The following is a 24905-nucleotide window of genomic DNA, read 5'->3' on the forward strand; positions in this document are numbered from 1 at the left end:
TGCTCGAAAATACCTAACCGGTCCGGTGACTCAGCGGTCCGCGCCCGCAGACCGGGAGCCGCCGCCCGCCGACGCGGGTGCCGGACGCCCGCTCTCCGCCACCGCCGACGCCTGCCGCGCGGGCTGCACCGCGCCCGGAGCGGGGGCGGCGCGGCGGGCGTCCCGGCGCAGGGCCACGGCGGTGGCGACCGCGCCCAGCCCCTCCCAGAGCGCCACCCCGAAGAACCGGTCCGGCGCGACGTCGGCGAGCACCACGATGGTGAAGACGGCGAAGGTGACCAGCCGGAAGACGACCGTGAACCGGTAGAAGGCCCGCCACTCGGTCGCCGTGGCGAGCAGGTAGTAGACCCCCATGTTGAACGACGCCATGGCCGACGCCGTCAGGAACGTGCCGGTGTAGTCCCCGGCGGACCGGCTCTGCGGCACCTCGAAGCCGAGCATGCGCAGCTGTGCCTCCGGCCAGAGCAGCCCGAGCGCGCCCATCACCAGCGCCAGGACGCCGAAGACCGCGATCGTCCAGCCGGCACTGGAACGGGGCAGCCTCATCACGCCTCCCGGGGACGGGCACGACGGCCCCACAGTGGACCGCCTCATCGAGTGTCACCGTAGCCGCTGCCGCCGACACCCGCATCGGCGGAACCGACAGGATCGCCTCAGCGCGCCCACCGCTGACCGGTGAGTAGGGGACCCCTCTCTACCGTAGGCGTTAACAAGGGGCCCCTCCTTACCCCCGCAGGCGCACGCGCAGCGCGTCGGCCGCGAGCCGCTCGCTGCGCTGCTCCGTCGCGTACGCCAGGCGCACCGCCTCCTCGGCCCTGGCCAGCGCCTCGGCGGGACGCCCGCAGGCGGCCAGCGCCTCGGCCAGCACGCTCGCCGCGACCACCTGGCTGCGCACGTCCTCGGCGGGGACGGCCAGGGCCCGGTGTGCCCAGTCGAGCGCCTGGTCGAGCTGGCCGTGGGCGAGCAGCGCGGAAGCGTACCGGGCCATGGTCTGCTGGCGGGAGAAGAGCAGCGAGGGCGTGTTCGCGGCGGCGGTGGCCACCGGGGCGAGCAGCCCCACGGCGGTCGCCGGGTCGCCGGCGGCGAGCCGTGCGGTGGCCAGCAGCACCCGGGGGCCCACCTGGGCGGGGGCCTGCGGGTTGTGCGGCTCGACGGTGGTCAGCACCGCCCGCGCCGACCGTTCGGCGGTCTCGCAGTCGCCCAGGTCCAGCGCCACGAAGCCGCGCAGCGTGCCGGCCATCCCGGTGAGCAGCGGGTGCGAGGTCCGCTCGGCGTACGACATGGCGTCGGCGAGCAGGTCGGCGGCGTGCTCCGGCTCGCCCAGCCCCCGGGCGACCACCCCCCGCGCCACCAGGGCGAAGCCCCGCCCCCAGTCGTCGGAGACCTCGGCGAAGTCCCGGTACGCCCGGCGGGCCGCCCCGTCGGCCTCGCCCAGCTCGCCCAGCTCCGCCCCGGCGAACGCCTCGACGGCGCGCAGCGTGCCGACGGCCCACGCCTCGCCGACCCGCTCCCCGAACGGCAGGAAGACCCGCGCCAGCCGGCGTGCCTCGCGCAGCCGGCCGGCGAGCAGCCGGGCGAACGCCGTGGTGCCGCGCAGCCAGGCCCGCCCGTACGGGTCCTTCAGCTCGGCGAACAGGCGGGCGGCCCGGCTCAGCACCGCGTCGGTGCCGGCGAAGTCGCCGCGGGTGGTGGTGACCCAGGCCAGGTTCTGCAACGACCACGCCTGCCCCCGCCGGTCCTGCGCCGTGAGGCTGACCTGGTAGGACGCGGCGAGCCGGCTGCTGGCCTGGCCGAGCCGGCCGGCGATGAAGTCGGCCATGCCGAGCCGGCGCATCGCCGAGGCCCGCAGGTTGGGCAGCCCGCCGACGCCGGCCACCTGCAACGCCTCCTGCCAGGAGGCCACGGCCCGGCCCTGGTCGCCGAGGGTCTGGTGGGCCTGCCCGGCGAGCAGCAGGGCGCTGGCCCGGGTGCCCGCGTCGTCCCCGGCGTTGGCGGCGATCTTCTCGGCGTAGGCGAGCGCGTCCCCGGGCCGGCCGACCTGGAGCAGCGCGCGGGCGTGCACCACCCGGTCGGCGGCGGGCAGCCCGTCGCGGGCCAGCTCGGCGGCGCGTTCGGCGTACTCGACGGCGGCGGCCGGCTCCCCGGCCTGTAGGGACCGGCGGGCGGCCCGGCCCAGCGCGGCCACGCCCAGCGGCGCGACGGTGCGGGCCGGCGCGTCCGGGCGCAGCTTGACGGCGTCGGCGAGCGCGGCGGCCCGCTCGACGTGCTCGGCGACGAACGCGTCGCGGGCGGTGTCGGTGAACCCGCCCGGCGCGGCCGGCCCGTCGGGGGCGGCCCACCGGGCCAGCGCCGCGTGCCGCTCGGCCAGCTCGGCCTTGCTCACCCCGGAGTAGGCGGCCTCCCGCATCAGCGGGGTGGCGAACGCGTACCCGGTGCGGGTGCGGTGCAGCATCCGGCGTTGCAGCAGCTCCTCGACGGCCCGGTCCAGCTCGACGGCGACCACGGCGGCCGGTCGGCCGTCCCGCCCGGCGCGCTGCTCGCGCAGCGCCTCCAGCGCGCCGTCGGGCACGGTGTCGCCGACGACGGCGGCGTCGCGCAGCACCGACCGGGCGTCCGGCGGCAGCGCGTCGATGCGCGCGGCGAGCACGGCGGCGAGGTCGCGGGAGAGCAGCCGGCTGCCCAACGAGCCGGGGGCGAGCCGCCAGCCGGAGTTGGCCGGGGCGGACCGGTCAGCCACGGCGGTCAGCGCGCCCCGCTCCATGAGCAGGGTGACCAGCTCGGCGAGGTAGAACGGGTTGCCCTGGGCGGTGGCGAGCAGCCGGTCGGCGTCGGGCTGCGGCAGCTTCCCGCCGCCGAGGTAGCTGGTGAGCAGCCGGGCCGCGTCGGCGCCGCGCAGCGGGGGCAGGGCGTGCACCTCGGCGTCGGCGACCCGGGTCAGCGCGCCGGCGGTGCGGACCAGCTCGGGGCGGCCGAGCAGCAGCACCAGCACCGGGCCGGCGATGCGGGACAGGGCGACCCCGAGGGCGCGGATCGTCTCGGTGGTGGCGTCGTGCAGGTCGTCGACGAGCACCACCAGCGGCGCCTCGGCGGCCAGGGCGCTGAGCAGGTCGGCGACCGCGTTGGGCACGGCGTCGGCGTCGGCGGGCTGCTGGGTGCCGCCGCCCCACTCGCCCTGGTCGGCCGGGTTGCCGGCGGGCAGGTCGGCGTAGCCGAGCAGGGCCAGCAGCTGGTCGGCGGCGACCGGCGGGGCGTCGTCGCCGAGCCGGCCGAGGCGCTGGTTGAGCCGGCGCAGCCGCTCCTCGACGGCGGGGCGGGTCAGCGCGGTGGCCGTGTCGTTGGGCAGGCCGACGGCGGCGCGGACCAGGTCGGCCAGGGGCGCGAGCCGGCGGCGTTCGCCGAACGCGGCGCAGCGCACGGACAGCACCCGCGCGCCGGTGTGCGCGGCGTACCGGCCGGCCCCGACGTCGTAGCCGGCGGCGAGGCGTTCGACCTCGGCGGCGAACCGGGACTTGCCGATGCCGGCCTCGGCGGTCATCAGCAGCACCCGGGGCTCGCCCCGGTCGATGACCTCGGCGAGCCGGCCGGCGACCCGGCCGATCTCGGTCTCCCGGCCGACGAACGGGGCCTCGTCGCCGAGGCCGGAGCGGGTGCCGGGGGCGTCGAGGAGGCCGAGCAGCTCGTACGCCTCGACGGGTTCCCGCTTGCCCTTGAGCCGCAGCGGGCGCAGCGCCCGCCAGGACGCCACGTGCCGGGTGGCGGCGGAGGTGCGGGCCCCGGCGTAGACGGCGCCGACGGCGGCGGCGTCGGCGAGCCGGGCGGCGGTGTTGACGGTGTCGCCGATGACGGTGTATTCGATGGCCGCCTGGATGCCGGCGATCACGTCGCCGGTGTTCAGGCCCACGCGCAGGCCGAGCGGCGCGCCGCCGCCCCGCTCGTCGTCGAGCACCCGGCGCACCGCCCGCTGCATGGACAGGGCGGCGCGGACGGCCCGCTCGGCGTCGTCCTCGTGGGCGACGGGCGCGCCGAAGACGGCCATGATCCCGTCGCCGGTGAGCTTGTCGACGTGCCCGCCGAACGTCTTCACGGCCCCGGCGAGGGCGGCGAGCACCCGGTCGGTGACGGCGCCGACGCGTTCCGGGTCGAGGTCCTCCGACCAGGAGGTGAAGTCGGACAGGTCGCCGAAGAGCACGGTGACGACCCGCCGTTCGGCGGCGGGCAGCGTGGCGGCGGCCGGCAGCGCGGCTCCGCAGTTGTGGCAGAACCGGGCCCCCGGCACGGCGACCGTCCCGCAGACGGGGCAGGTCACGACCGGTCCGCCGGTTCGGGGGGCACCCCCAGGTAGTCCAGCTGCGCGCGGACCGACCACTCGGCCGCCCACCACAGCGACCGGTCGACGTCCGCGTACACCCGGGCCACCACCTCGGGGGCGGTCCGCGCGCCCTCGGCGACCGCCTGCCGCACCTGGTCGAGCCGGGCGCGGCGGTGGGCGAGGTAGAACTCGGCGGCGGCGCCGCAGTCGGCCAGCGCCGGGCCGTGGCCGGGCAGCGCCGGGATCCCCCGGTACGTCGAGAGCAGCTCCAGGCTGTCGAGGTATGCCCCGAGCTGCCCGTCGGGGTGGGCGACGACGGTGGTGCCCCGCCCGAGGATGGTGTCGCCGGTGAGCACGACCCGCTCGTCGCCGTGCTCGACGAGGAAGCAGACGGAGTCGCCGGTGTGCCCGGGGGCGGGCAGCGCCCGCACGGTGAGACCGGCGGCGGGCAGGACCTCGCCGGCGGTCAGCGGCGGACCGCCGTGGCTGTGCGCGGGGTCGACGGCCCGCACGGGCGCCCCGCCGAGCAGCTCGCGCAGCCGGGGCGAGCCCTCGGTGTGGTCGGGGTGCCCGTGGGTGATCAGCACGGTGGCGACGGGGGCGTGGGCGGCGATCGCGGCCAGGTGCCCGTCGTCGGCGGGCCCCGGGTCGACGACCAGGGCGGGCGCGCCGGGCCCGGCCCGCAGCACCCATGTGTTGGTGCCGTCGAGGGTCATCGGCCCCGGGTTCGGCGCCCGCAGCAGGGTCACCCATCCCGGCAGCTCGTCAGCCAGCGCGGCCACAGCCGCCGTGATGTGCCCGGTCATGCCAGCGATCGTACGACTCCCCCCACCACTCCCCGCGATCTTGCACTTGTGGCCCGGTTTTCGTGCCCGTACGCGGCTTTCGCCCGGGCCCGAAGTGCAAGATCGCGGGGGTGGGGGTGGGGGTGGGGGTGAGGGGTGGGTTAGGCGATCTCGACGATCAGTTCGACCTCTACCGGGGCGTCCAGGGGGAGTTCCGAGACGCCCACTGCGGAGCGGGCGTGCCGGCCAGCCTCGCCGAAGACCGCGCCGAACAGGTCGGACGCGCCGTTGATCACGCCGGGCTGGCCGGTGAAGCCGGGCGCGCTGGCCACGAAGCCGGTCACCTTGACGACCTTGACCACGTTCTCCAGGCCGACCAGCGCGTCGACGGCGGCGAGGCCGTTCAGCGCGCACCGCTGCGCCAGGTCCTTGGCCTGCTCGGCGGAGACCCCCGCGCCGACCTTGCCGGTGGCCAGCAGCTTGCCGTCGGCCATCGGGAGCTGCCCGGAGACGAAGACGTGCTGCCCGGACTGCACGGCCGGCACGTAGCTGGCCACCGGGGGCACCACGTCGGGCAGGGTCAGCCCGAGCTCGGCGAGCTTCGCGTGCGGCCCGTTGCCCACCCCGCTCACGCCTTCGGCCGCTTGAGGTACGCCACGAGCTGCTCCGGGTTGGGACCGGGGACCACGGAGACGAGTTCCCAGCCGTCCTCGCCCCAGGTGTCGAGGATCTGCTTGGTCGCGTGGACCAGCAGCGGGACGGTCGAGTATTCCCACTTCTGCATCGGTGCGGGGCTCCCTAGGAGGCGGCGACTGTGTCGGCCCCAGCCTACGATCCGGCGGGACCGCCCGGCGCGGGACGCTGCTCCGGGGCGGCCGGCGGCTCGCCGCAGGGGCCCTCGTGGTCGTACCGCTGGGGGCAGCGCGACCGGTCCGCCAGCAGCAGGTCGCAGAAGACCCGGTGCCGGTTGTTCTGGTCGTCGGCCGTCGAGACGGTGGTCTCCCCGGCGTCCAGCTCGGGCAGGAAGCCGAGCGAGACCGCCACGCGGCCGGCGAGCGCGGTGGCCGTCGCCAGGTCGGCCACCCGGATCGGCAGGTGGATGACGTAGCCGGTCTCCTCCTCGTCGCGCGGGCGCTCGGCGGGCCGGCTCAGCGTGCGCAGCATCTCCCCCGGGTCGGTGAGCCGGCGGTAGGAACGCTCGTTGAACGGCAGGCCGGTGACCGGTCCCTCCTCGCCGGAGGAGCCGGCCCCGGCGCGCCGGGCGCAACCGGTCTGCGGCGGGAACTGGGCTCGGGAGATGTTGTCGGTGTCGCGCATTCTGCCTCCGGGCCTCGCACCTGATCACGTCGTCACCATCGGCTCGGACCAACCGCCGATCCGCCCCCCGCGTGGGCACGAACGTAGGGCCGTTTTCGGACAGGGACAACCGGGCGCGCATGACCGGGCACCGAAAGTCACATATGCGACAGATCGCGGTCCGGTACCGGATGGCGTCGCACGCACTTCCGTGATCGGCGTGTCCATCAGGCCGCCCGGGGCCCCACCCTGGGTCGGGTTCACCGCTACCCTTCCGTCGGACGGGCCACGCAAGCCCGGCCGCCTCCGCAACCTGCCTTCGCTCGACCAGTGCTCGCGTCCCACCGGGACGACGACGCGCCGCACCCCCGGGGGAAAGACATGACCCAACCGCCCCACGGCGGCGCCACCGGATCGCCCAGCGGTCCGCCCTCCGGCGACCACACGCCCGGCCCACCGGGCGGGCCGGTCTCCCCCGCGCCGCCGGGCGCCGGCCCGTTCGGCTCCCCGGCCGGGCCCGCGCCGTTCGGCTCCCCGGCGGCCCAGCCCGGCCCCTTCGGCGGCCCGGCGGGGCCGGGGGCCGGCGCGATCCCGCCGCCCCCGCCGGGCTACCCGCCCTACCACGCACCGGGCGCGCCGAAGCAGCGGCGGGGCGTGCTCGTCGCCTCGCTCGTGGCGGTCCTGGCGCTGCTGCTCTGTGGTGGTGGCGGCGCCGCCGCGTTCTTCACCCTGCGCAGCACGGAGAACGGCGAGGGCGCGACGGAGCCGACGGTCGCCGTGGAGAACTTCCTCACCGCCGTCTACCGGGAACGGGACGCCCGCAAGGCGGCCGGCTACGTCTGCGCCGCCGCCCGCGACGACCGCAAGATCACCGCCAAGGTCGCGGAGCTGAAGCGATACGCCGAGCAGTACTCCGACGCCCGGTTCCGGTGGACCGGCCCGAAGGTGGACAACCAGACCGGCGACCGGGCCACCGTCACCACGAGGGTGACCATGACGACGTCCGACGAGAAGGTCGCCGACCAGGATCTCCGCTTCACCGTCGTGCAGAAGACCGGCTGGTGGGTCTGCGAGATCGCCTGACGGGGCGACCCGACCGACGACGCCGGCCGGGTGGATAGGCTCGACGGGTGCGAGCAGCTGAGCGGCCGGCCGACCCGGCCTCCACGCAGTGGCCGGCGCGCCTGAACGTGGTGACCGGCAAGGGTGGCACCGGCAAGACCAGCGTGGCGGCGGCCCTGGCCCTGGCGCTGGCCGCCGACGGCCGGCGCACCCTGCTGGTCGAGGTCGAGGGGCGGCAGGGCATCGCCCAGCTCTTCGGCACCGACCCGCTGCCGTACGCCGAGCGCCACCTCACCGACGCGCCGGGCGGCGGGGAGGTGCGGGCCCTCGCGGTGGACGCCGAGGAGGCCCTGCTGGAATACCTCGACATGTTCTACAAGCTCGGCGCGGCCGGCCGGGCGCTGCGCAAGCTCGGCGCGATCGACTTCGCCACCACCATCGCCCCCGGCCTGCGGGACGTGCTGCTCACCGGCAAGGTCAAGGAGGCGACGACCCGCAAGGCCGGGCAACGCCGGGCGTACGACGCGGTGGTGCTGGACGCGCCGCCGACCGGGCGGATCGGCCGGTTCCTCAACGTCACGGCGGAGACGGCCCGGCTGGCCAAGGTCGGCCCGATCAAGACCCAGAGCGAGGGGGTCGCCGCGCTGCTGCGCTCCCCGATGACCGCGGTGCACGTGGTGACGCTGCTGGAGGAAATGCCGGTCCAGGAGACGATGGACGCCGTCGCCGAGCTCACCCAGCTCGGCTTCCCGGTGGGACGGGTGATCGTCAACGCCGCCCGTCCGCCGCTGCCCGCCGGCCGGCCGGTGACCGCCGCCGAGCTGCGGCGCGGCCTGGCCGCCGCCGAGCTGCCGGCCGACCGGGACACCGTCGCCGGGCTCGCCGCCGAGGCCCGGGACCAGCGGATCCGCCGGGACCTGGAGGACTCGTTGCGCGGCGACCTCGCCGAGCTGGGCCTGCCCCTGACCGAGCTGCCGCTGCTGCCCGACGGGGTGGACCGGGCGGGGCTGGCGGAGCTGTCGCGGGTGCTCGTGCGGGCCGATTGACTCACACTGGCGGCCGGCACGGCGCGGAGACCGCGCACAGCCCGATACGCTCGATTGGTGCCTTCCGAAGCCGCGGCGCCGCAGCTGGACGTCGACCAGATCCTCGCCGACCCCGGCGTGCGGATCGTGGTGTGCTGCGGGGCGGGCGGGGTGGGCAAGACGACCACCGCCGCCGCGCTCGCGTTGCGCGCCGCCGAGCAGCACGGCCGGCGCACGGTGGTGCTCACCATCGACCCGGCCCGCCGGCTGGCCCAGTCGCTGGGCCTGACCGAGCTGGACAACACGCCCCGCCAGGTCAAGGGCATCGACGTCGAGGCCAGCGGCGGCGAGCTGCACGCCATGATGCTGGACATGAAGCGCACGTTCGACGACGTGGTGCTCCAGCACACCGACCCGGCGAAGGCGCAGGAGATCTTCGCCAACCCGTTCTACCAGGCGATGAGCTCGACGTTCGCCGGCACGCAGGAATACATGGCGATGGAGAAGCTGGGCCAGTTGCACGCCCGGGGCGAGTGGGACCTGATCGTGGTGGACACCCCGCCGTCCCGCTCGGCGCTGGACTTCCTGGACGCCCCGGCCCGGCTCTCCCGGTTCCTCGACGGCCGGATGCTGCGGCTGCTGCTGGCCCCGGCGCGCAGCGGGGGGCGCAGCATGTTCAGCCTCGTCACCGCGAGCTTCGGGATGTTCTCGAAGGTGGTGCAGAAGGTGCTCGGCGCGCAGCTGCTCACCGACCTGTCCGGCTTCGTGGCGGCGCTGGACTCGATGTTCGGCGGCTTCCGGCAGCGGGCCGAGCAGACGTACCGGATCCTCCAGGCGCGGGAGACGGCCTTCCTGCTGGTCGCGGCCCCGGAGCCGGACGCGGTCCGGGAGGCGGCCTACTTCGCCGGCCGGCTGCGCTCCGAGCGGATGCCGCTGGCCGGGCTGGTGCTCAACCGGGTGCACACGCCGACGGTGCCGGCGCTGGACGCCGAGGCGTGTCTTGCCGCCGCGCAGCGTCTGGCCGAGGCCGGCGGGCACGACGGCACGGTCGACGTGCTGCGGGCGCACGCCGCGCTGGTCCAGCAGGCGCAGCGCGAGCAGCGGGTGGCGGCCCGGTTCACCGAGGCGTTCCCGCAGGTGCCGACGGTGTCGGTGACGGCGCAGCCCGCCGACGTGCACGACGTCGACGGGCTGCGGACGATCGGCGCGGCGGTCAGCCGGCCGTGAGCCGGCCCGCGATCGGCCGGCCCTGACCTGTCGACCGGCCGTCAGCCGGTCGGGACGAGGACCTTGTCCTTGCCGGACCTGTCCTTCGCGTTCTTCTTCATGGCCGCCTCGAACATCTTGCGCCAGCTCGCGACCTGGGGGTGCCGGCGCAGCAGGGCCCGGCGTTCCCGCTCGGTCATGCCGCCCCAGACCCCGAACTCGATCCGGTTGTCGAGCGCGTCGGCCAGGCACTCGTACCGAACTGGGCAGCTCCGGCAGATCCGCTTCGCCACGTTCTGTTCAGCGCCTTGTACGAACAGCGCGTCCGGGTCCCCGTTCTGACACGCCGCCAGTGACGGCCAGTCAGTGATCATGCCCATGTGTACACGTCCCCCCTTGCAGTACCTACCGACTTCGCGCGACCAGCCGTCGAATCCCCCCGGTCGTCCGGCCGGCCTCCCCAGGGCGGCACGGACGACTGCGACTGTCGCCGCAACCATCATGCTCTGTAGTTGGACGATTACGCAACGTTGTCGGCAAAATCCATCATTACGGACACTCCCGGCTTACCGGGCCTTCGGCCCCCGTCTACCCCGCCGCAGTACGTGAAAACGCTGCGCCGCTCCTCCGATCGGTGGAGACTCGTGGCGGATCAGCGCAACCCCGCACCAGGGCTCGTGCGTTTAGCACAACGAGGTCGGCGCGCGCAGGAAATGGGGAAAAGACGCCCCAGCGCCCCTCGTTCCCTACTCGCGTACCCTGTCGAGGTGACCTGGATGCGGAAACGTGACCATAATGTGCTGACCAACGCCGCATCGCTGCTCGTCTGTGGCCTGCTGGCCGGCGTGGTGGTCGCGGCGGCGGCCTTCCCCGCGGTGGCGATGTCCGGTCTGGCCGCGAAGGCCGGCGCGGAGACCTTCGGGGCGCTGCCCAAGGAGCTGACGGTGGGCCGCGCGCCGCAGATCAGCTACCTGCTCGCGTCCGACGGCAAGACGCCGCTCGCGACCATGTACGACGAGAACCGGCGCGACGTGAAGTTCGCCGACATCTCGCCGTACATGCAGAAGGCGATCATCGCCGCCGAGGATCACGACTTCTACAAGCACAACGGCGTCGACCTCAACGGCGTCGCCCGGGCGTTCGTCAACAACCAGTCCGGCGCGAACTCCCAGCAGGGCGCGTCGACGCTGACGATGCAGTACGTCCGGCTGGCCATCGCCTACTCGGCCACCCACCCGGCCGACGTCGTCGCGGCGACCGAGGACACCAGCGCCCGCAAGCTGCGGGAGATGCGGCTGGCCCTCCAGGTCGACAAGGAGTTCTCCAAGGACGAGATCCTCACCCGCTACCTGAACCTCGCCTCCTTCGGCAACGGCGCGTACGGGGTCTACGCGGCCAGCCAGGTCTACTTCGGCAAGCCGCCGAGCAAGCTCAAGATCGAGGAAGCGGCCATGCTCGCCGGCATGGTGAAGGCCCCGAGCACGAACGACCCGACCACCAAGACCGGGTACCCGCTCGCCCTGGACCGGCGCAACTACGTGATCGACAACATGATCAAGATTGGCGCGATCACCCAGCAGGAGGGTGACGCGGCCAAGGCCACCAAGATGGTGATCAAGGACAAGACCACCCCGAACGGCTGCGTCGCCACCAACAAGAAGGAGTGGGGCTTCTTCTGCGACTACTTCTACCGCTGGTGGATGCAGCAGGAGACGTTCGGCTCGACCTCGTACGACCGGGAGCGGCGGCTCAAGAGCGGCGGCTACACGATCGTCACCAGCCTCGACGCGCAGGCGCAGAACGGCGCCGACAAGGCGGTCCGCAAGAACCTGGGCGTCAACAGCAAGGCGGCCCGGATGGTCGCGGTCGTCGAGCCGGGCACCGGCCGGGTCCGCGCGCTCTCGGTGAACCGCAACTTCAAGATCGACGACCCGAAGAAGCCGCAGAACAAGCTGAACAGCGACCCGAAGAAGCGCAGCAAGGGCATCCGGGGCAACTACCCCAACACGGTGAACCCGCTGCTCTCCGGCGGCGGCGACATCAAGGGATACCAGGCCGGCTCGACGTTCAAGATCTTCACGATCGTGGCCGCGCTGGAGAAGGGCATCCCGCTCAGCTACACGATCAACTCGCCGAAGCAGTTCAAGTCGGAATACATCATCAGCCCCAGCAGCCCGGCAGCCTGCCAGGGCCCCTACTACTGCCCGACCAACTCCGTCGAGTCGATGGCCGGCGTGCACAACATGTGGAGCGCGTTCGGCCGCTCGGTGAACACCTTCTTCGTCCCGCTCCAGCAGCAGGTCGGCGCGGAGAACGTGGTCAAGGCGGCGCAGAAGCTGGGCATCGAGTTCCGATCGAGCGAGGACGCGGACTTCGCCAACAACAAGGAGGCGGCGCACCAGTGGGGTGCGTTCACCCTCGGCGTGTCGGCCACCACCCCGCTGGACCTGGCCAACGCGTACGCGACCCTCGCGGCCGACGGTAAATACTGCGAGCCGATCCCGGTGCAGGAGATCAAGGGCCCGGACGGCAAGAAGCTCGACGTCGCCAACCCGCGCTGCGAGCAGCGGATCAGCACCCAGGTCGCCCGCGCGGCCGTGGACGCGGCCCGCTGCCCGGTCGGCGACCGGTCGTCCACCTCCCGGTGCACCGGCGCCACCGCCGGCAACGTTCGGGGCATCGTCGGCAAGCCGGTGGCCGGCAAGTCCGGCACCACCGACTCGGAGAAGACCTCCTCGCTGGTCGCGATGACCAAGCAGTACTCGGTCGCCGGCATCATGGCCGACCCGGACTGGCCGCAGACCAACCAGCAGATGGGCCACGACACCCCGACGGGCATCAACCCCCCGGTGTACGAGACGCTGCGCGACGCCATGAAGGGCAAGAAGGGCATCGAGTTCACCCCGCCCAGTGGCAAGATCATGGAGGGTGACCAGCGTTCGATCCCCGACGTGAAGTGCGTGGACGTCGAGACCGCGAAGGACCGGCTGCGGGGCGCCGGCTTCGACCCGGTGGTCTCCTCGGCCAGGGTGCCGTCGAGCTGCGCGGCCGGCCAGGCCGCCGGCAGCAGCCCGAACGGGCGCACCATCAAGGGCGGCGTGGTCGTCATCGAGGTCAGCAGCGGCAGCGGCACCCCCGCCAACCCGCCGGACAACGGCGGCGGCACCGGCGGCGGGCCCGGCGGCCCGGGCAACACCCCCGGCCAGGGCGGCCGACCGGGTCGCAACGGCTGACCGGGCCGCACCCGCATCCCGCGTGACGACGGGCGGGCACCCCTCACCGGGGGTGCCCGCCCGTTCTCGTCGGTCCACCTGCCGGGCAGCCCGCGCACCGCGCGGGCCGGCACCCGGGGTCAGAGTCCGAGCTGGCGGCGTACCTCGGCGGCCACCCGGCCCCCCTCGGCCCGGCCGGCCACTGCGGCCTGGGCCGCCTTCATCGCCGGGCCCATCTGCGCCTTGCCGGTGAACCCGCCGGCGGCGAGCGCCCCCGCGACCAGCTCGGCCAGCTCGTCGTCGGAGAGCTGCTTCGGCAGGTACCGGTCCAGCACCTCGCCCTCGGCGCTCTCCTTCGCGGCCTGCTCGGCGCGCCCGGCGTCCGCGAAGGCGGTCGCGGCCTCGCGCCGCTTCTTCGCCTCCTTGGTCAGCACCGCGAGCACCTCGTCGTCGGTGAGCTCGCGCTTGGCCTTGCCGGCGACCTCGGCCGTGCCGACGGCAGCCAGGGCCATCCGCAGGGTGGAGGTGGTCAGCTCGTCGCGCGCCTTCAGGGCGGCGCGCATGTCGGCGGTGAGGCGGTCCTTCAGCGTGCTCATGACCGGTGAAACTACCCTGAACGGCATGCGAAAGCGCACACTATTCCGACTCGGCATGGGCACCGTCGCGGCCGGGGCGGCAACCCTGGCGTACGCGTCACTCGTCGAGCGCAACCTGTTCACCCTGCGCCGGTTCGACGTGCCGGTGCTGCCGGCCGACACCGAGCCGCTGCGCGTGCTGCACCTGTCCGACCTGCACATGATGCCCGAGCAGCGGCGCAAGCAGGACTGGGTGGCGTCGCTGGCGGCCCTCGACCCGGACCTGGTCGTGGTCACCGGCGACAACATGGCCCACCCGGGCGCGGTGCCCGGCGTGCTGCGCGCCCTCGCGCCGCTGCTGGACTTCCCGGGGGTCTTCGTGTTCGGCTCGAACGACTACACCGGGCCGGTGCTGAAGAACCCGTTCAGCTACTTCCTGCCCGACCGGGAATACAGCGAGGGCGCCGAGCTGCCGTACGACGAGCTGCGCGACGTCTTCACCGGGGCCGGCTGGGCGGACCTGAACAACGCCCGGACGACGCTCAAGGCGGGCGGGCGACTGATCGAGCTGGTCGGCGTCGACGACCCGCACATCGCGCGGGACGACTACCCGTCCGTCGCCGGCCCCGTCTCGGCGGCGGCGGAGCTGTCGATCGCGCTGTCCCACTCCCCCGAGCCGGCCGTGCTCGACCAGATGGCCGCCGACGGCTTCGAGCTGCTGCTGGCCGGCCACACCCACGGCGGGCAGGTCTGCGTGCCGGGTTTCGGGGCGCTGGTGACCAACTGCGGGCTGCCCCGGTCGATGGCGAAGGGCCTGCACCGCTGGCCGGACTCGGACGCCTGGCTGCACGTCTCGGCCGGGCTGGGCACCCACCCGACCGCGCCGGTGCGGTTCGCCTGCCGGCCGGAGGCGAGCATCCTCACCCTCATCCCGCGCTGACGCTGGCGGCTGGCGGCGAGTGTGACGTGCGCCGCCTCCGGGCGCGGTCCCGGGCCGGGCCCGGCCGCCCTGCGCGGAGGGGCGGCGGGCACGGCGGGCGGGCGCGGAGGCCGCCCGGCCAGCGCCGCTGCGGGGCGTCAGGGCTGCTCGGGACGCTAGGGAGCTGAGTCGTTTACGACATCGGCCGGGGGCGCACCGGGGCCGGGCGGGGCGGTGGGGGTACCGAGTTTGACCACCGGACGGGGTGGGCTACTATTTGTCCGCACGCCTCGGGGTGTGGCGCAGCTTGGTAGCGCGCTTCGTTCGGGACGAAGAGGTCGTCGGTTCGAATCCGGCCACCCCGACAGAGGTCAGAGGGCACATCCTATCGACGGATGTGCCCTCTAGTGCTTTGTACAGCAGTGGAGCACAGCAGCGGTCAGCGCAGGCTCTCGCCCAGGCGCTTGAGGGCGTCGCGGGTGGCGTCCGGCGCGCAGCAGCGATTCTTGAGTTCCGGGCGGCGGGCGTCCTTGCCCCGGGCGCAGCACCGGCAGGCGCGGGCCACCTCGTTGATCCAGGTTTGCACGTCGCGCACCTGGAGCCGGTCGAGCCGCTTCGCGCCGAGGTCGGGGATCACGTACAGCCGAAGGATCGTCTCGTAGGTGGCGCAGGTCAGCGGCGCGAGGTTAGCAGTCCAGGCAAGCGGTCGACCGAGCTGCGGATCGTCGGCGTCGTGGCGGGCGATGCAGGCCGCGGGCCCGCCCGTGCGGGCAGGCGCCGGCGGTGTTCCGGGCGCGGCAGGATGCCGGCCGGCAATCGCAGCGCCGCCGGCCAGCGCAGGTGTGGCGGGGAATGCACCGGGCCGAAGGATGGCGCGGTGAAGGTGGCGAAGGCGACCGCCTGCCGGGCGAGGGTGGAGGGGATGGTCTTGCCGCCGGTCAGGCCGCAGCGGACGACCTGGAAGGCGTCACCGGCGCAGACCCAGGCGCAGTCGGGGCACTGGGCGGCACGGCGGTTGGCGCACGCCTTGTAGAGCGTCCGGTCGGGCAACTCGTCGGTGTGCTGCTCGGCCAGGATCCGGACGGTGCCGGGCTCCATGGCGGTCAGGGTGCCGGTCAGGCGGATCGGGCGGGTGCAGCCGCTGGCGGGCGTGGATGTGCTCCAGCCAGCCGAAGTAGTCCTGGTTGGCGGCGCGGTGCAGGGCCTGGGCGTCACGGCCGGCGGCGAGGGTGGGCGGGGTGGACACGGGTTCTCCTCAAGGGGCGGCAGGGATGGGCGACGAACTGCCACCGGACGCCGGAGCGGTGTCCGTCGGTGGTGTTCGTGGTGTCTCCTGGCACCGCCGGAGAGGGCGGCTCACGCCGGAGGGCGGGGTATGGCCATCAGGCCGTGTACCGCCGTTGAGCTGGGTATCTGAATCTTGGGCGAGGCCGGGACGTGTGAGGTGCCTGGTCGTCGGCCTCCGGCTAGTCGCCGCGGGCGATCCCCACCCGTCGAGGTGCGCGAATCCGAGGGACATCGTGGACGGCAGGGAAGGCCGTGCTGGGCCGCTCAGCGGATTCCGGGCCGATGCAACGCGGAAAGTGACCCGCGTCAGCGGAAGGAAGGCCGCTCGGCAACTGCGAAGTCGAGTTCAGCGATCCGGCGGGAAGGCCGTGCTGGCGTGTTCAACGAGGGCCGTTGAGTAGCACCGGGTGCCAACACGTCAACCCGCCGTGAGTCAGTTGCTGAGAGGTTGATCTCGTAGTGAGCTGGCATGATGTCACGCGTATCGAGGACGGCGTTGGACCGGCCGGTGCCATCAAACGTCAGGTGTGATCGGTGAAGACAAAGCTGCATCCCTTGTCGGCAGGGTGCACGATGACATCGATCGTGCTTCTGCCTGTGAACCGCAGCGTGAAGACAGGGTCGAGGTCGCAAAGCAGTGCGAAGCCGCTGGGATTCTCGTCGTCTTCGAGGACCGCGTTGCCGCTTGCCTCCCAGGTGCCATCGTCGGCGACGGTGACTGCGACGTCCACTTCGACACTGCCGAGCAGTGTAATGGGATTAACCCACCAGTCCAGCCAGTAGCGATCCTCGAAACGGTCCACTCCGCCATCTTGCAAGGTATATCCGGCCACCGACTGTGGGAGGACTTTCCTTACATCTATCGAACCGGGCGAGCCGAGCAGGACACCGCCCGCTCCCCAGGAGGGCGGGTCGACGGCAGACGGGATGGCGCTAGCTCTCTAGCTGTGCTGTTGTAGATCGACGCGCGGACTGCTTCAATTCCACTTCATGTTCTCTGGGTTTGAACAGCGCTAGGATCGGCGGCTTCAATCCGAGACGGCGAGCTGCCATCTGAAGCTCTACCCGGAGGTATGGATAGACGGAGGGTATCCCGATATGCAAGGCGAAGTTATCCCGTAGGTCATCGCTCAGCTTCGTCGGCTCGGATAGATCAAAAATTGCAGCCACATCTACCGAGTAAATCCCGTCCCTGGCATCCACCTTGATCTGACACCGAATGCGGATCCGTTCATCGCTGCCGTCTTGAAGGATGTTGATGTCATTCTTATTCAAATCGGCCGGACCTTCGGGGAGGTCGAAGCCGTCGCGCCGCTTTCCGGACACCTCGTAAACTACTACGTCGACCAGATCGGCGCGCGCTTCAAGCTCCTCGAAGCTAATGCTGCTATCGGTCACGCGGATACCCTGACGGGAATAGTGAAGGGCTCCTCATTGGCATTATCCGGCGTTATTGCTTGAACGCGGACCGCTGATGCCCGACCCGCACGCCAATCAGATGATACTGCTGGTGATGTGTAAACAAGGCAGCGCAGTCTAGCTTCGACTGCCCTTGCGTACCGCTGCAGCGTGGACAATCTAGGATCTCCGCCAGCCCGCTCGAACTTGGACACGGCTGACTGAGTAGTGCACATGCGCTCAGCCAGTTCCACCTGGGTGAGCCCAAGCCGTTGGCGTAGCTCAACCAGCGTGTCGATCAGGCGCTCTGCCTCCCTGGCATCCTCAAGTTCGTTGCTTACCTCTTGATCGTCGGCGTCGAGGCCCAGCAGACCGAGAAGCTCGGATCCCACAGCACTCCCCTCCTAGCACGGACAGAGTATCGCCTACAAGCGATAGTGCCAGGGTTTTGTGTCATGCGCCATGCCTTGACAGCCAGTCCTTCAGTCGAGCGGCCGCCGTGTCGATGTGTCGATCTTCCACCTGTCGCTGCTTGTGGAAGAAGTGCAGGCCGAGCAGTACCAGCCCGTCGCCTAGCTCGGCATAGGCGAGGCGGAAGTTCCGGCCCCCGATCCTGACCCGCACCTCTAGGACGCCGTCTCGCAGGGCCTTCACATCACCCGGACGGGTCCTGCCCTCTGCAACCCGATCCATGACCACGTACAACCGTGCCAACTCGGCCGTGGTCAGCCGGTACTTCCCGATCGCCTTTTGGACAGGGCTCCCACCGCCAGGAGCTTCGTAGAACTGCCACCTATTTGTCACAACAAGACCCGATTCAGGCGTCGACACCCGGTTGCAAGCCTGGGCACTCGATCTCCTCGTGGTGTCGTAGCGAACGGTCAAGCATGGAGCTTGAGCTCGGTCCGGCAACCAGGATTTGAGGTGGCTACGGGGCCGCGCTCTCGGAGGCTTACCGCATCGATAGGACAGCCCTCGGCTCTGAGACAGCAGCAAGGCCTACGGAGCTGAACATCAACGGTGTAAGTCCTCACGTCTGATCACAGCACCGACTGCCGAGTCAGCACAACAAGGGGTGTGGACGAGCCTCAGGACAACCTATGGAGAACAGTGGGCAATGGGTGGGGTTCGCTGTGGATTAGGCGTGGGAAGCAAACTGAGTTCTTCTCACAAACCCGCCGTGAACAGGGAAACGGAGGACACACCCTGCGCGGAGCGAGTTCTTACGCTCCGTGACGGCCAGGGTTCCTGCTAACAAGCGGTCACCCCCTGGGCTCCTGAGTCGGATCTTGGACAGACAGCGTCAGCGCCCTGGGGAGAGGGGCGAACCGATGCGCGATGGGTGGAGTGCCGAAGATCATCGGGCACAACCTCGGCACAACTGAGAGCGAGGAGACGTGCGAAACGTCTAGAGCCAGCGAGGAGCGTGACCCAGATAGGCGGTCTGATATATGGTTGTGACCATTCCAGAGCGTCAGCGGGTTGGGAATTCAAGCCCGCACGCCGCCGCGCCCGAACCATGCCCGATGGAGCGGTCAGCAGGGGTCAACAGCGGCCTGTCGCCTGTGTCGCACGACGTTGGCCTGTCTCTCCCCTGCTCGACAGCCAGGTGGCACGACCACTCCCACCGTAAGCAATCCGATTCCCAAGCTGGCAGTCCCCAGTGGGGCAGTTGCAAGCGTTGGACAGCAGCGAGGCGGCAAGAAGGCAGCGCGAGCGTCATCGCAGGTCGGGCGTTCAACGTGAATCCTGCTCCTTGACAACGGCCGCCAGTGGTCGGCAGCAGGCGACAGCTTGAGACGCATCCCCCGACGCGGGGTCCGGTGTGGGGTCCACGTCGGCTGGGCGGCGGCCGAGCAGCGCGCCCAAGAGGCGTTACCTGGGGCGCGTGGTGAGCGTCCGGTGGGATACGAGCACCACTCACCCGCGTCGGCGTCGGGGCCCAAGACGCAAGAGACACCATAGATCGTCGTCAAGCGGTGACCGGCAGGCTCCGCGAGCGGCGGTAGTTACACTCAATCAGCCCTCGATGTACCGTCAGTAGTGGCTGTCCGCTTACGAGAGCTGACCGGGTTCGTCATTCCGGCTGGGAGCGCCGTTGTGTCGCACGTCGATCCGCGTTTCGGGGCTCGGTTGCGGGCTCTGCGTGCCGAGCGGGGTCTGTCGCTGCGGGCGCTCGGGCAGCTCGCGCACCGAGGCAAGAGCCACCTCCATGATCTGGAGACGGGCGTCAAGGCTCCGACGCCCGAGACGGCCCGGCACCTCGATGAGGTCCTTCAGGCTGGCGGCGCGCTCGCGCGGCTCGTTGATCAGCCTGTCGACCATGATGCTGAGGCCGACGAGTTGCTTGCCCGGGTGCGGGCGAGTGATGTGAGCGCCGAGACGCTCGCCCGCATCGAGGCCAGCGTCGACGACCTGGCGAGCGCATACGCGACGACCCCGCCGGTGGACCTGCTGCCGATGGTGCGCAGGCACCTGGCGTACGTGGGCCGGCTGCTGGATGGCCGGGGAACCCTGGTGCAGCGACGGCGGCTGGTCGTTGCCGGTGGGTGGCTGACCGTGCTGCGGGCGACGGTGCACATCGACCTTCGGCAGCGTTCCGCAGCCGGCGCGCACCTGGTCGCTGCTGCGGCGCTCGCCGAACATGCCGAGCATGCGGAGATCCAGGCGTGGTGTCTGGAGACCCGGGCGTGGGACCGGCTCACCCAGGGTGAGCATCGGCAGGCGATCGACCTGTCTCAGCAGGCCCAACAGGTGGCACCTCGGGGCAGCTCGGCGCACATCCAGGCGACGGCGCAGGAGGCGCGGGGGTGGGCGCGGGTGGGTGACGTGCGGCGGACCCGTGACGCGCTGGACCGCCTGGAGCGGTTGACCGCGAACCTGCCCGTGCCGGAGCGGGCCGAGCATCACTACCGGTACGACCCGACGAAGGCGCTGGCGTACACGGCCACGACGCTGTCCTGGGCGGGCGACCCGGCGGCCGAGCAGGTGGCCCGGGTGGCGTTGGCGGAGTTGGACCCGCGCGGCGACGGGGGCGACCGGCCACGGCGGTCTGCGTCTGCCCGCCTCGACCTGGCCCTGGCGCTGGTGGCGGCTGATCAGCCCGACGAGGCAAGCGCGGTCGCCGCCGAGGCGATCCGTTCCGGGCGGGTGGCACCGTCGAACTGGTGGCGGGCGCGCGAGGTGCTGCGAAGGGTCGAGCAGACCGACACGGCAGAGGCCTCGGCGCTGCGCGAGGTGTACGAGGCGTACCGGCCCGCCGGCTGACAGAGGACAGCCGACCCGCCCAGCGGACACCCGACACCTTTGAGTAACCGCCCGATCGCTCAATGCTGTGAGCGAGGGCGGAATCGGCGCGATCAAACCAGAGCGCCGTGACCCGCCCGGAGCCGGGCGCGGCGGTGTCGGTCCTTTCACGAGCACGCCGTCGCGCCCCTACCAGCGGAGGTGGGGAATGGGCGACACCGGTCCGGTCGAGGGCAGCAGGGGCGAGCAGATCCAGCAGGCGGAACGGGAAGCCGCCCGACGGCGGATCCTGGCGCAGGCCGAGGCCGAACGGATACCGGCCGAGGAGACCACCAAGGCGGTGCCCGACCGGCGGTGGCGTCGTGAACGGCCTTGAGCGGTTGCCGGTGGGCCGGCGGGTGGCGTACTGGCGGGGGCGGCGGCAGTTGTCGCAGCAGGTGTTCGCCGATCGGCTCGGCAAGTCCAAGAGCTGGGTGGACAAGGTCGAGCGGGGCGTTCGATCCCTCGACAGGGTCTCCACCCTCCACGACATCGCCGCCGTGCTGCGGATCGACGCGGCGGTGCTGCTGGGCCGGGACACCCAGCCCGCCGACGTGACCGGGCGGGTCGAGGGCGTCGAACAGGTGCGGGAGGCCCTGTCGACGTACGACATCGCGGTGGGCCACTCGGTCACCGACCGCGCCGTGGTGCCGGCGGAGCAACTCGCGCGGGATGCCGCCCACACGTGGGTCAGCTTCCAGTACGCCCGGTACGCGCGGGTGACCGCGATGGTCCCAGAGCTGTTGGCCGGCGCGCAGCGCGCGCACGCCGACGACCCTGAGCAGGCGCGGGCAACGCTGGTGGAGGCGTACCGGATCACCGCGTCGCTGCTGACGAAGCTGGGCGAGGCCGAGCTTGCCTGGCTGGCCGCCGACCGGGCCATGCTCACCGCCACCGGCGATCCCATCCTGGTGGCCGCCGCCACCGTGCGACTCGGCCAGGCGCTCCGCGCCTACGGGCGGACACAGGCAGCCGTGTCGGCGGCCCGGGCCGCCGCGTACCGGATCGCCCCGGCCGACCCCGACGACGCGCAACCGCCGGAGCTGTCGCTGTACGGGACGCTGCTCGTCCAGGCGGCCCTGGCCGCCGCCCGCCACGGTGACGACCGCACCGCCGCCGGCCTGATCGACGAGGCTGCCGCCGTGGCCGCTCGGGTCGGCGACGGTCAGGACCACCACCGGACGGGGTTCGGGCCGGCAGCGGTCGACCTGTCCCGGGTCGCCGCCGCCCTCGACCTCGGCAACGCCCACGAAGCGGTCGTCTGGCACCGGAGAGCCACCAAGCGGGATGGCTGGCGGTGGCTGCCTGCCGAACACCGCGCCGCGCACCTGCTCGACGCCGCCCGCGCCTACCTCTACACCGACGACCCCACCAACGCGGCGAGGGTCCTGGCCGAGGCCGACCGGACAGCACAAGCAGAGGTACGCCACCGCCCCGCCGCCCGCAGCATCGTCGCCCAGGTCGCCCGACACCCACACGCCCCGGCCACCATCGTCCAACTCGCCGTCGTCCTCGGGGTGACCTGACCATGACCGCGCCGTTCCTGTCCCTGGCCCAGATCCGCAACCGGCTGGCCCTCACCGCCCGCCAGATCCTCCGCGACCACCAACCCGGCACCGACGGGCGTTGCCCGATCTGCCGGACGTCGGGATGCACCGTGGCCGCAGCCGCCCGCAACGTCATCGACACCGCCGAGGAAGCACAGCAGCGGAGCACGGCAACCCCGCCAGCCACACCGGCCGGGACGACCCGCGGCAGGCCGGATGACCTCGGATGACACCGACCCGACCGGCCTGCCGAGAGGTCGGGACAAAGCGTCGTCGGTTCGAATCCGGCCACCCCGACAGATTTCAGAGGGCACATCCTATCGACGGATGCGCCCTTGGCGCTTGTACGGCAACGGGTTGACGCAGCCTCTCCCCCAAACGCTTGAGCCCCGTCAGGGTGCTTGACGGGGCAGCTGACGCCCTCGCAGCAGGACACCGACCTCGGCCTACAGAGGCGAGGCGATCGCCTGGCACCAGAAGACGACCATGCAGACGGGTTGCGGTGGCCGCCCGAACCCTCGGGGGCCGGTCAATGATCAATCTGGGCGCGCCATCAGGGACGAACGACCCCCTGCGGTAACAGAGGGCCGTCCTGTCCGAGACGTGCGCCGATCCGTCTAGACAACCGACTCACTTCTCAGCTGTATAAACGATGAGAATCAGACGAGGCAGCGGCTTCCTTTCGTAAGCTTTATGTCCCCTGAGGCGAACCCAGCCTTACCTGCATACTCCCGGAAGAAAACTTCCCCGCCTTCCACACTCCGAGACTGCCGATCAACAAAAGGGGCATTTGGAGCAAACCGGGGGATGCCTGTTGGTCTTGAGGCGAATGTTGCCGCGTGCCGATGCCAAAGACAGGCCGGAGTCGTTCAACCACATACCAAGGCCTTGAAGCGTCGCATCCCTGAGGCGGTAACCGACGGATGCATGCACGGCGCGGATGGCCTCGGAGTCCGAGACAACGCACGACCTCGATCCGTCAAGGGGAACTCATGCCCGACAACCATCACGAGCAGTACCTGCTGGCCCAGCGAGACCTACTGATCTTGCTCGTAACGGCAAGCGTGGGTCTACTGGCCGCAACGGTTACCGGTCTGACCGTAGGGATGCAGACAGCGTCCGCGTTCGGTACGGGCGCGGGAATCGCCCTGGGCATCGCCGCCGGCGTCGTGACTCTCGTCCTGACCGGCCTGATCGTCGCAAGCAGGCTACACAAGCTCGTGCAGTAACGGCTCACCAGTGAGTGCCCTGTCTCGCCATCAGAGAGGCAGGGCACTCCGAGGCTGGTTCGGGTCGCCCAGGGCACCCGCAGCCTTCGAGTTTTCACAGATGCACGACAGGCCGCACCGACCCGCATCGTTGGCATGAAGGGTCGCGGGAGTAGGCGGCTCAGAACGCGTACGTGACCGAGATGGTGACGTTGGGGCAGGAGTTCGCCCAGCTCGTGAGGGCGTTCTTCTCGGCCGTGTCGACGGTGAGCCGCCAGCGGGTCTTGGTGGCCACCCACTCGTTGATGTAGCGGCAGCGGGCGGAGCTGTAGGACGGCATCCAGGTGGCCGGGTCCTGGTCGCCCTTGGACTGGTTGACGTTGTCGGTCACCGCGACCAGCGGACGGGAGTCGCCCAGGTCGTTGGCGTACGCCTGGCGGCGGCTGGTGGACCAGTTGCGCGCCCCGGAGTCCCACGCCTCGGCGAGCGGCACCATGTGGTCGATGTCGACATCGCCGGTGGCGGTCCAGTAGGCGTTGTCGTAGTAGGAGTACCAGCGCCCGCCGGAGAGCGTGCACGCGCCGCTGATCGTGGGCGCGGTGACCGCCTCGGCGAGCAGCACCTCGTTGCGGGTGTTGCAGCCGTCGCCGTCGGCGTCGATCCAGTGCGGGAAGAGGTCCCGGCTGTAGCCGGTGCGGATCTCGGTGGCCACCGGCAGGGCCGCGACGGCGGTCTGCAGGGGCGCGGAGTAGCTGGCGGCCCAGGCAGGGTCGGCCAGGCCGATGGTGGCGACGAGGGCGGCGGCGAGGGTGGTCGCGGCCATGCGCGGCGTGCGGTTCATGGTGCTCCGTCCGGGTAGGCGGGACGCATCGTCTCCCATGTATATAGACAGAGGCGACATTCCCACAACCAGGACCCGCAGGTGAACGCCACGCGAACCTCGCACGACGGGTGCCGCCCGCCCCGCCCCCGGCGTCCGGGCGGCACCATCGGCCGATGTCGACGGGGCGGGGCGGCGCGACGTGCCTCAGTCGTTCAGCTCGGTACGCCGGATCTCGGCGAACGCGGCGGTCAGCAGGCCGTCGAGCGGCCGGTCCGGCGCGACCGGCGGCCCCTCCGGCGCGCCCGCGGCCAGCAGGTCGGCGAGGAGCAGCGGCGCGTGCCGGGCCAGCGCGGCCGGGTCGGGCGGGGTGGGGTCGTCGCCCGGGTCGTACACGCCGAGCGCGCCGGCCAGCAGCACCAGCACCACGTGCGGGTCGACGTCCGGCCGCCAGCTCGCCGCGCCCCGCACGCACGATTCCAGCACCTGCCGTACGTCGTCGCCGTCGAGCCCGTCGGGGTGGGTCTCCTCCAGCAGCAGGCGCACCACCGCGCCGAGGACCAGCCCGGACCGGTCCGCCCCGGCGAGCCGGTCGACCGCCTCGTCGTACGCCTCGGTGTCCCGGGCCCGGGCGGCGGCCACGGCGTCGGTGGCCGCCCGGGCGATCTCGCGGGCCGGCGCGGGCAGGTGTCGCCAGGTCGTCGTCATCGTCCCCAGGATGGCAGACCCATCCGGCGTACGCCGTGCCGAGCCCGGCCCGAGCGCCGGCGCGACGCCACCGTTCGAGATCGCGCTCGATACGGGATCGAGTGGCCTCCGAGCCGGGGCGAGGCCACTCGATCCCCGATCGGGCGCGATCATCGCGGGCGCGATCATCGCGGGCGCGATCTGGGCGGGCGCGATCATCGCGAGCGCGATCTGGGCGGGCGCGATCATCGCGAGCGCGATCTGGGCGGGCGCGATCATCGCGA

The 24905-nt window shown here is 71.9% G+C and carries 23 protein-coding genes, 1 tRNA gene and 1 pseudogene; 11 read left to right on the top strand and 14 right to left on the bottom strand.

Features of this window, described 5'->3' with window-relative positions:
* Positions 1-30: 30 nt before the first annotated feature.
* The 6 genes from O7628_RS10255 to O7628_RS10280 all read right to left on the bottom strand — a co-directional run bounded on the left by O7628_RS10255 (position 31) and on the right by O7628_RS10280 (position 6411).
* Positions 31-546: a hypothetical protein gene (locus O7628_RS10255; protein ID WP_278129888.1), complete on the bottom strand. Its 516-nt coding sequence runs from the start codon at positions 544-546 to the stop codon at positions 31-33.
* A 178-nt stretch (positions 547-724) separates the two neighbouring features.
* Positions 725-4306 (bottom strand): adenylate/guanylate cyclase domain-containing protein, encoded by a 3582-nt coding sequence (locus O7628_RS10260; RefSeq protein ID WP_278129890.1) that lies wholly within the window; start codon positions 4304-4306, stop codon positions 725-727.
* Positions 4303-5115 carry an MBL fold metallo-hydrolase gene (locus O7628_RS10265; protein WP_278129892.1) on the bottom strand — a complete coding sequence of 271 codons (813 nt, stop codon included), beginning with the start codon at positions 5113-5115 and terminating at the stop codon, positions 4303-4305. Before O7628_RS10265 ends, O7628_RS10260 begins: the two co-directional genes overlap by 4 nt.
* Positions 5116-5255: 140 nt before the next feature.
* The gene (locus tag O7628_RS10270; RefSeq protein ID WP_278136278.1) at positions 5256-5717 is read right to left on the bottom strand and encodes a RidA family protein; all 462 of its coding nucleotides are present in this window, start codon (positions 5715-5717) and stop codon (positions 5256-5258) included.
* A gap of 5 nt (positions 5718-5722) precedes the next feature.
* On the bottom strand, positions 5723-5878 hold the full coding sequence (locus O7628_RS10275; protein ID WP_141723594.1) for a DUF4177 domain-containing protein: 156 nt from the start codon (positions 5876-5878) through the stop codon (positions 5723-5725).
* Positions 5879-5922: 44 nt separating this feature from the next.
* A complete protein-coding gene (locus tag O7628_RS10280) occupies positions 5923-6411 on the bottom strand; it encodes a hypothetical protein (protein ID WP_278129895.1) in 489 nt (162 codons plus the stop codon).
* 360 nt (positions 6412-6771) lie between these two features.
* Between O7628_RS10280 and O7628_RS10285 the strand changes: the two genes are divergently transcribed.
* The 3 genes from O7628_RS10285 to O7628_RS10295 are packed head-to-tail and all read left to right on the top strand — an operon-like array spanning position 6772 to position 9704.
* Complete coding sequence (locus O7628_RS10285) at positions 6772-7473, top strand: hypothetical protein (protein WP_278129897.1); 702 nt, start codon at positions 6772-6774, stop codon at positions 7471-7473.
* Between the two features lie 47 nt (positions 7474-7520).
* Complete coding sequence (locus O7628_RS10290) at positions 7521-8498, top strand: ArsA-related P-loop ATPase (RefSeq protein WP_278129898.1); 978 nt, start codon at positions 7521-7523, stop codon at positions 8496-8498.
* Positions 8499-8552: 54 nt separating this feature from the next.
* Positions 8553-9704, top strand: coding sequence for an ArsA-related P-loop ATPase (locus O7628_RS10295; RefSeq protein WP_278129899.1), 1152 nt, complete (start codon positions 8553-8555; stop codon positions 9702-9704).
* A gap of 41 nt (positions 9705-9745) precedes the next feature.
* On the opposite strand, the gene O7628_RS10300 is transcribed toward O7628_RS10295, so the two are convergent.
* Positions 9746-10063, bottom strand: coding sequence for a WhiB family transcriptional regulator (locus O7628_RS10300; RefSeq protein WP_074472222.1), 318 nt, complete (start codon positions 10061-10063; stop codon positions 9746-9748).
* Between the two features lie 396 nt (positions 10064-10459).
* Between O7628_RS10300 and O7628_RS10305 the strand changes: the two genes are divergently transcribed.
* Entirely contained in the window at positions 10460-12916 is a 2457-nt protein-coding gene (locus O7628_RS10305; RefSeq protein ID WP_278129901.1) for a transglycosylase domain-containing protein, read from the top strand.
* Positions 12917-13035: 119 nt separating this feature from the next.
* On the opposite strand, the gene O7628_RS10310 is transcribed toward O7628_RS10305, so the two are convergent.
* Positions 13036-13491, bottom strand: coding sequence for a GatB/YqeY domain-containing protein (locus O7628_RS10310; protein WP_074472220.1), 456 nt, complete (start codon positions 13489-13491; stop codon positions 13036-13038).
* 25 nt (positions 13492-13516) lie between these two features.
* Here O7628_RS10310 and O7628_RS10315 point away from each other — a divergent pair, with 25 nt between their 5' ends.
* The gene (locus O7628_RS10315; protein ID WP_278129903.1) at positions 13517-14410 is read left to right on the top strand and encodes a metallophosphoesterase; all 894 of its coding nucleotides are present in this window, start codon (positions 13517-13519) and stop codon (positions 14408-14410) included.
* Between the two features lie 270 nt (positions 14411-14680).
* Positions 14681-14754, top strand: a tRNA-Pro gene (locus O7628_RS10320).
* 125 nt (positions 14755-14879) lie between these two features.
* On the opposite strand, the pseudogene O7628_RS10330 reads toward O7628_RS10320, so the two are convergent.
* The 4 genes and pseudogenes from O7628_RS10330 to O7628_RS10345 form a co-directional block, all read right to left on the bottom strand.
* A pseudogene (locus O7628_RS10330) lies at positions 14880-15635 on the bottom strand (replication initiator); the annotation flags it as partial.
* Positions 15636-16197: 562 nt separating this feature from the next.
* Positions 16198-16479 carry a hypothetical protein gene (locus O7628_RS10335; protein WP_278129905.1) on the bottom strand — a complete coding sequence of 94 codons (282 nt, stop codon included), beginning with the start codon at positions 16477-16479 and terminating at the stop codon, positions 16198-16200.
* A 130-nt stretch (positions 16480-16609) separates the two neighbouring features.
* On the bottom strand, positions 16610-17074 hold the full coding sequence (locus O7628_RS10340; RefSeq protein WP_278129906.1) for a hypothetical protein: 465 nt from the start codon (positions 17072-17074) through the stop codon (positions 16610-16612).
* A gap of 453 nt (positions 17075-17527) precedes the next feature.
* Positions 17528-17959 (bottom strand): type II toxin-antitoxin system RelE/ParE family toxin, encoded by a 432-nt coding sequence (locus tag O7628_RS10345; protein WP_278129908.1) that lies wholly within the window; start codon positions 17957-17959, stop codon positions 17528-17530.
* A 1179-nt stretch (positions 17960-19138) separates the two neighbouring features.
* On the opposite strand from O7628_RS10345, the gene O7628_RS10350 reads away from it, so the two are divergent.
* The 5 genes from O7628_RS10350 to O7628_RS10370 all read left to right on the top strand — a co-directional run bounded on the left by O7628_RS10350 (position 19139) and on the right by O7628_RS10370 (position 23135).
* Positions 19139-20341: a helix-turn-helix transcriptional regulator gene (locus O7628_RS10350; protein WP_278136279.1), complete on the top strand. Its 1203-nt coding sequence runs from the start codon at positions 19139-19141 to the stop codon at positions 20339-20341.
* A 187-nt stretch (positions 20342-20528) separates the two neighbouring features.
* A complete protein-coding gene (locus O7628_RS10355; protein ID WP_278129910.1) occupies positions 20529-20696 on the top strand; it encodes a hypothetical protein in 168 nt (55 codons plus the stop codon).
* Positions 20683-21885 carry a helix-turn-helix domain-containing protein gene (locus O7628_RS10360; protein ID WP_278129912.1) on the top strand — a complete coding sequence of 401 codons (1203 nt, stop codon included), beginning with the start codon at positions 20683-20685 and terminating at the stop codon, positions 21883-21885. The genes O7628_RS10355 and O7628_RS10360 overlap by 14 nt, the downstream gene beginning before the upstream one ends.
* A 2-nt stretch (positions 21886-21887) precedes the next feature.
* A complete protein-coding gene (locus O7628_RS10365; protein ID WP_278129914.1) occupies positions 21888-22136 on the top strand; it encodes a hypothetical protein in 249 nt (82 codons plus the stop codon).
* A gap of 762 nt (positions 22137-22898) precedes the next feature.
* Positions 22899-23135: a hypothetical protein gene (locus tag O7628_RS10370; RefSeq protein ID WP_178066687.1), complete on the top strand. Its 237-nt coding sequence runs from the start codon at positions 22899-22901 to the stop codon at positions 23133-23135.
* A 160-nt stretch (positions 23136-23295) separates the two neighbouring features.
* Here the strand turns inward: O7628_RS10370 and O7628_RS10375 are convergent, their stop codons facing one another.
* Both O7628_RS10375 and O7628_RS10380 read right to left on the bottom strand, forming a co-directional pair.
* Complete coding sequence (locus O7628_RS10375; protein ID WP_278129916.1) at positions 23296-23955, bottom strand: HNH endonuclease family protein; 660 nt, start codon at positions 23953-23955, stop codon at positions 23296-23298.
* Positions 23956-24141: 186 nt separating this feature from the next.
* Positions 24142-24642, bottom strand: coding sequence for a hypothetical protein (locus tag O7628_RS10380; RefSeq protein WP_278129917.1), 501 nt, complete (start codon positions 24640-24642; stop codon positions 24142-24144).
* Positions 24643-24905 lie beyond the last annotated feature (263 nt).

It is taken from the genome of Micromonospora sp. WMMD956 (assembly GCF_029626125.1).
GTDB lineage: Bacteria > Actinomycetota > Actinomycetes > Mycobacteriales > Micromonosporaceae > Micromonospora > Micromonospora carbonacea.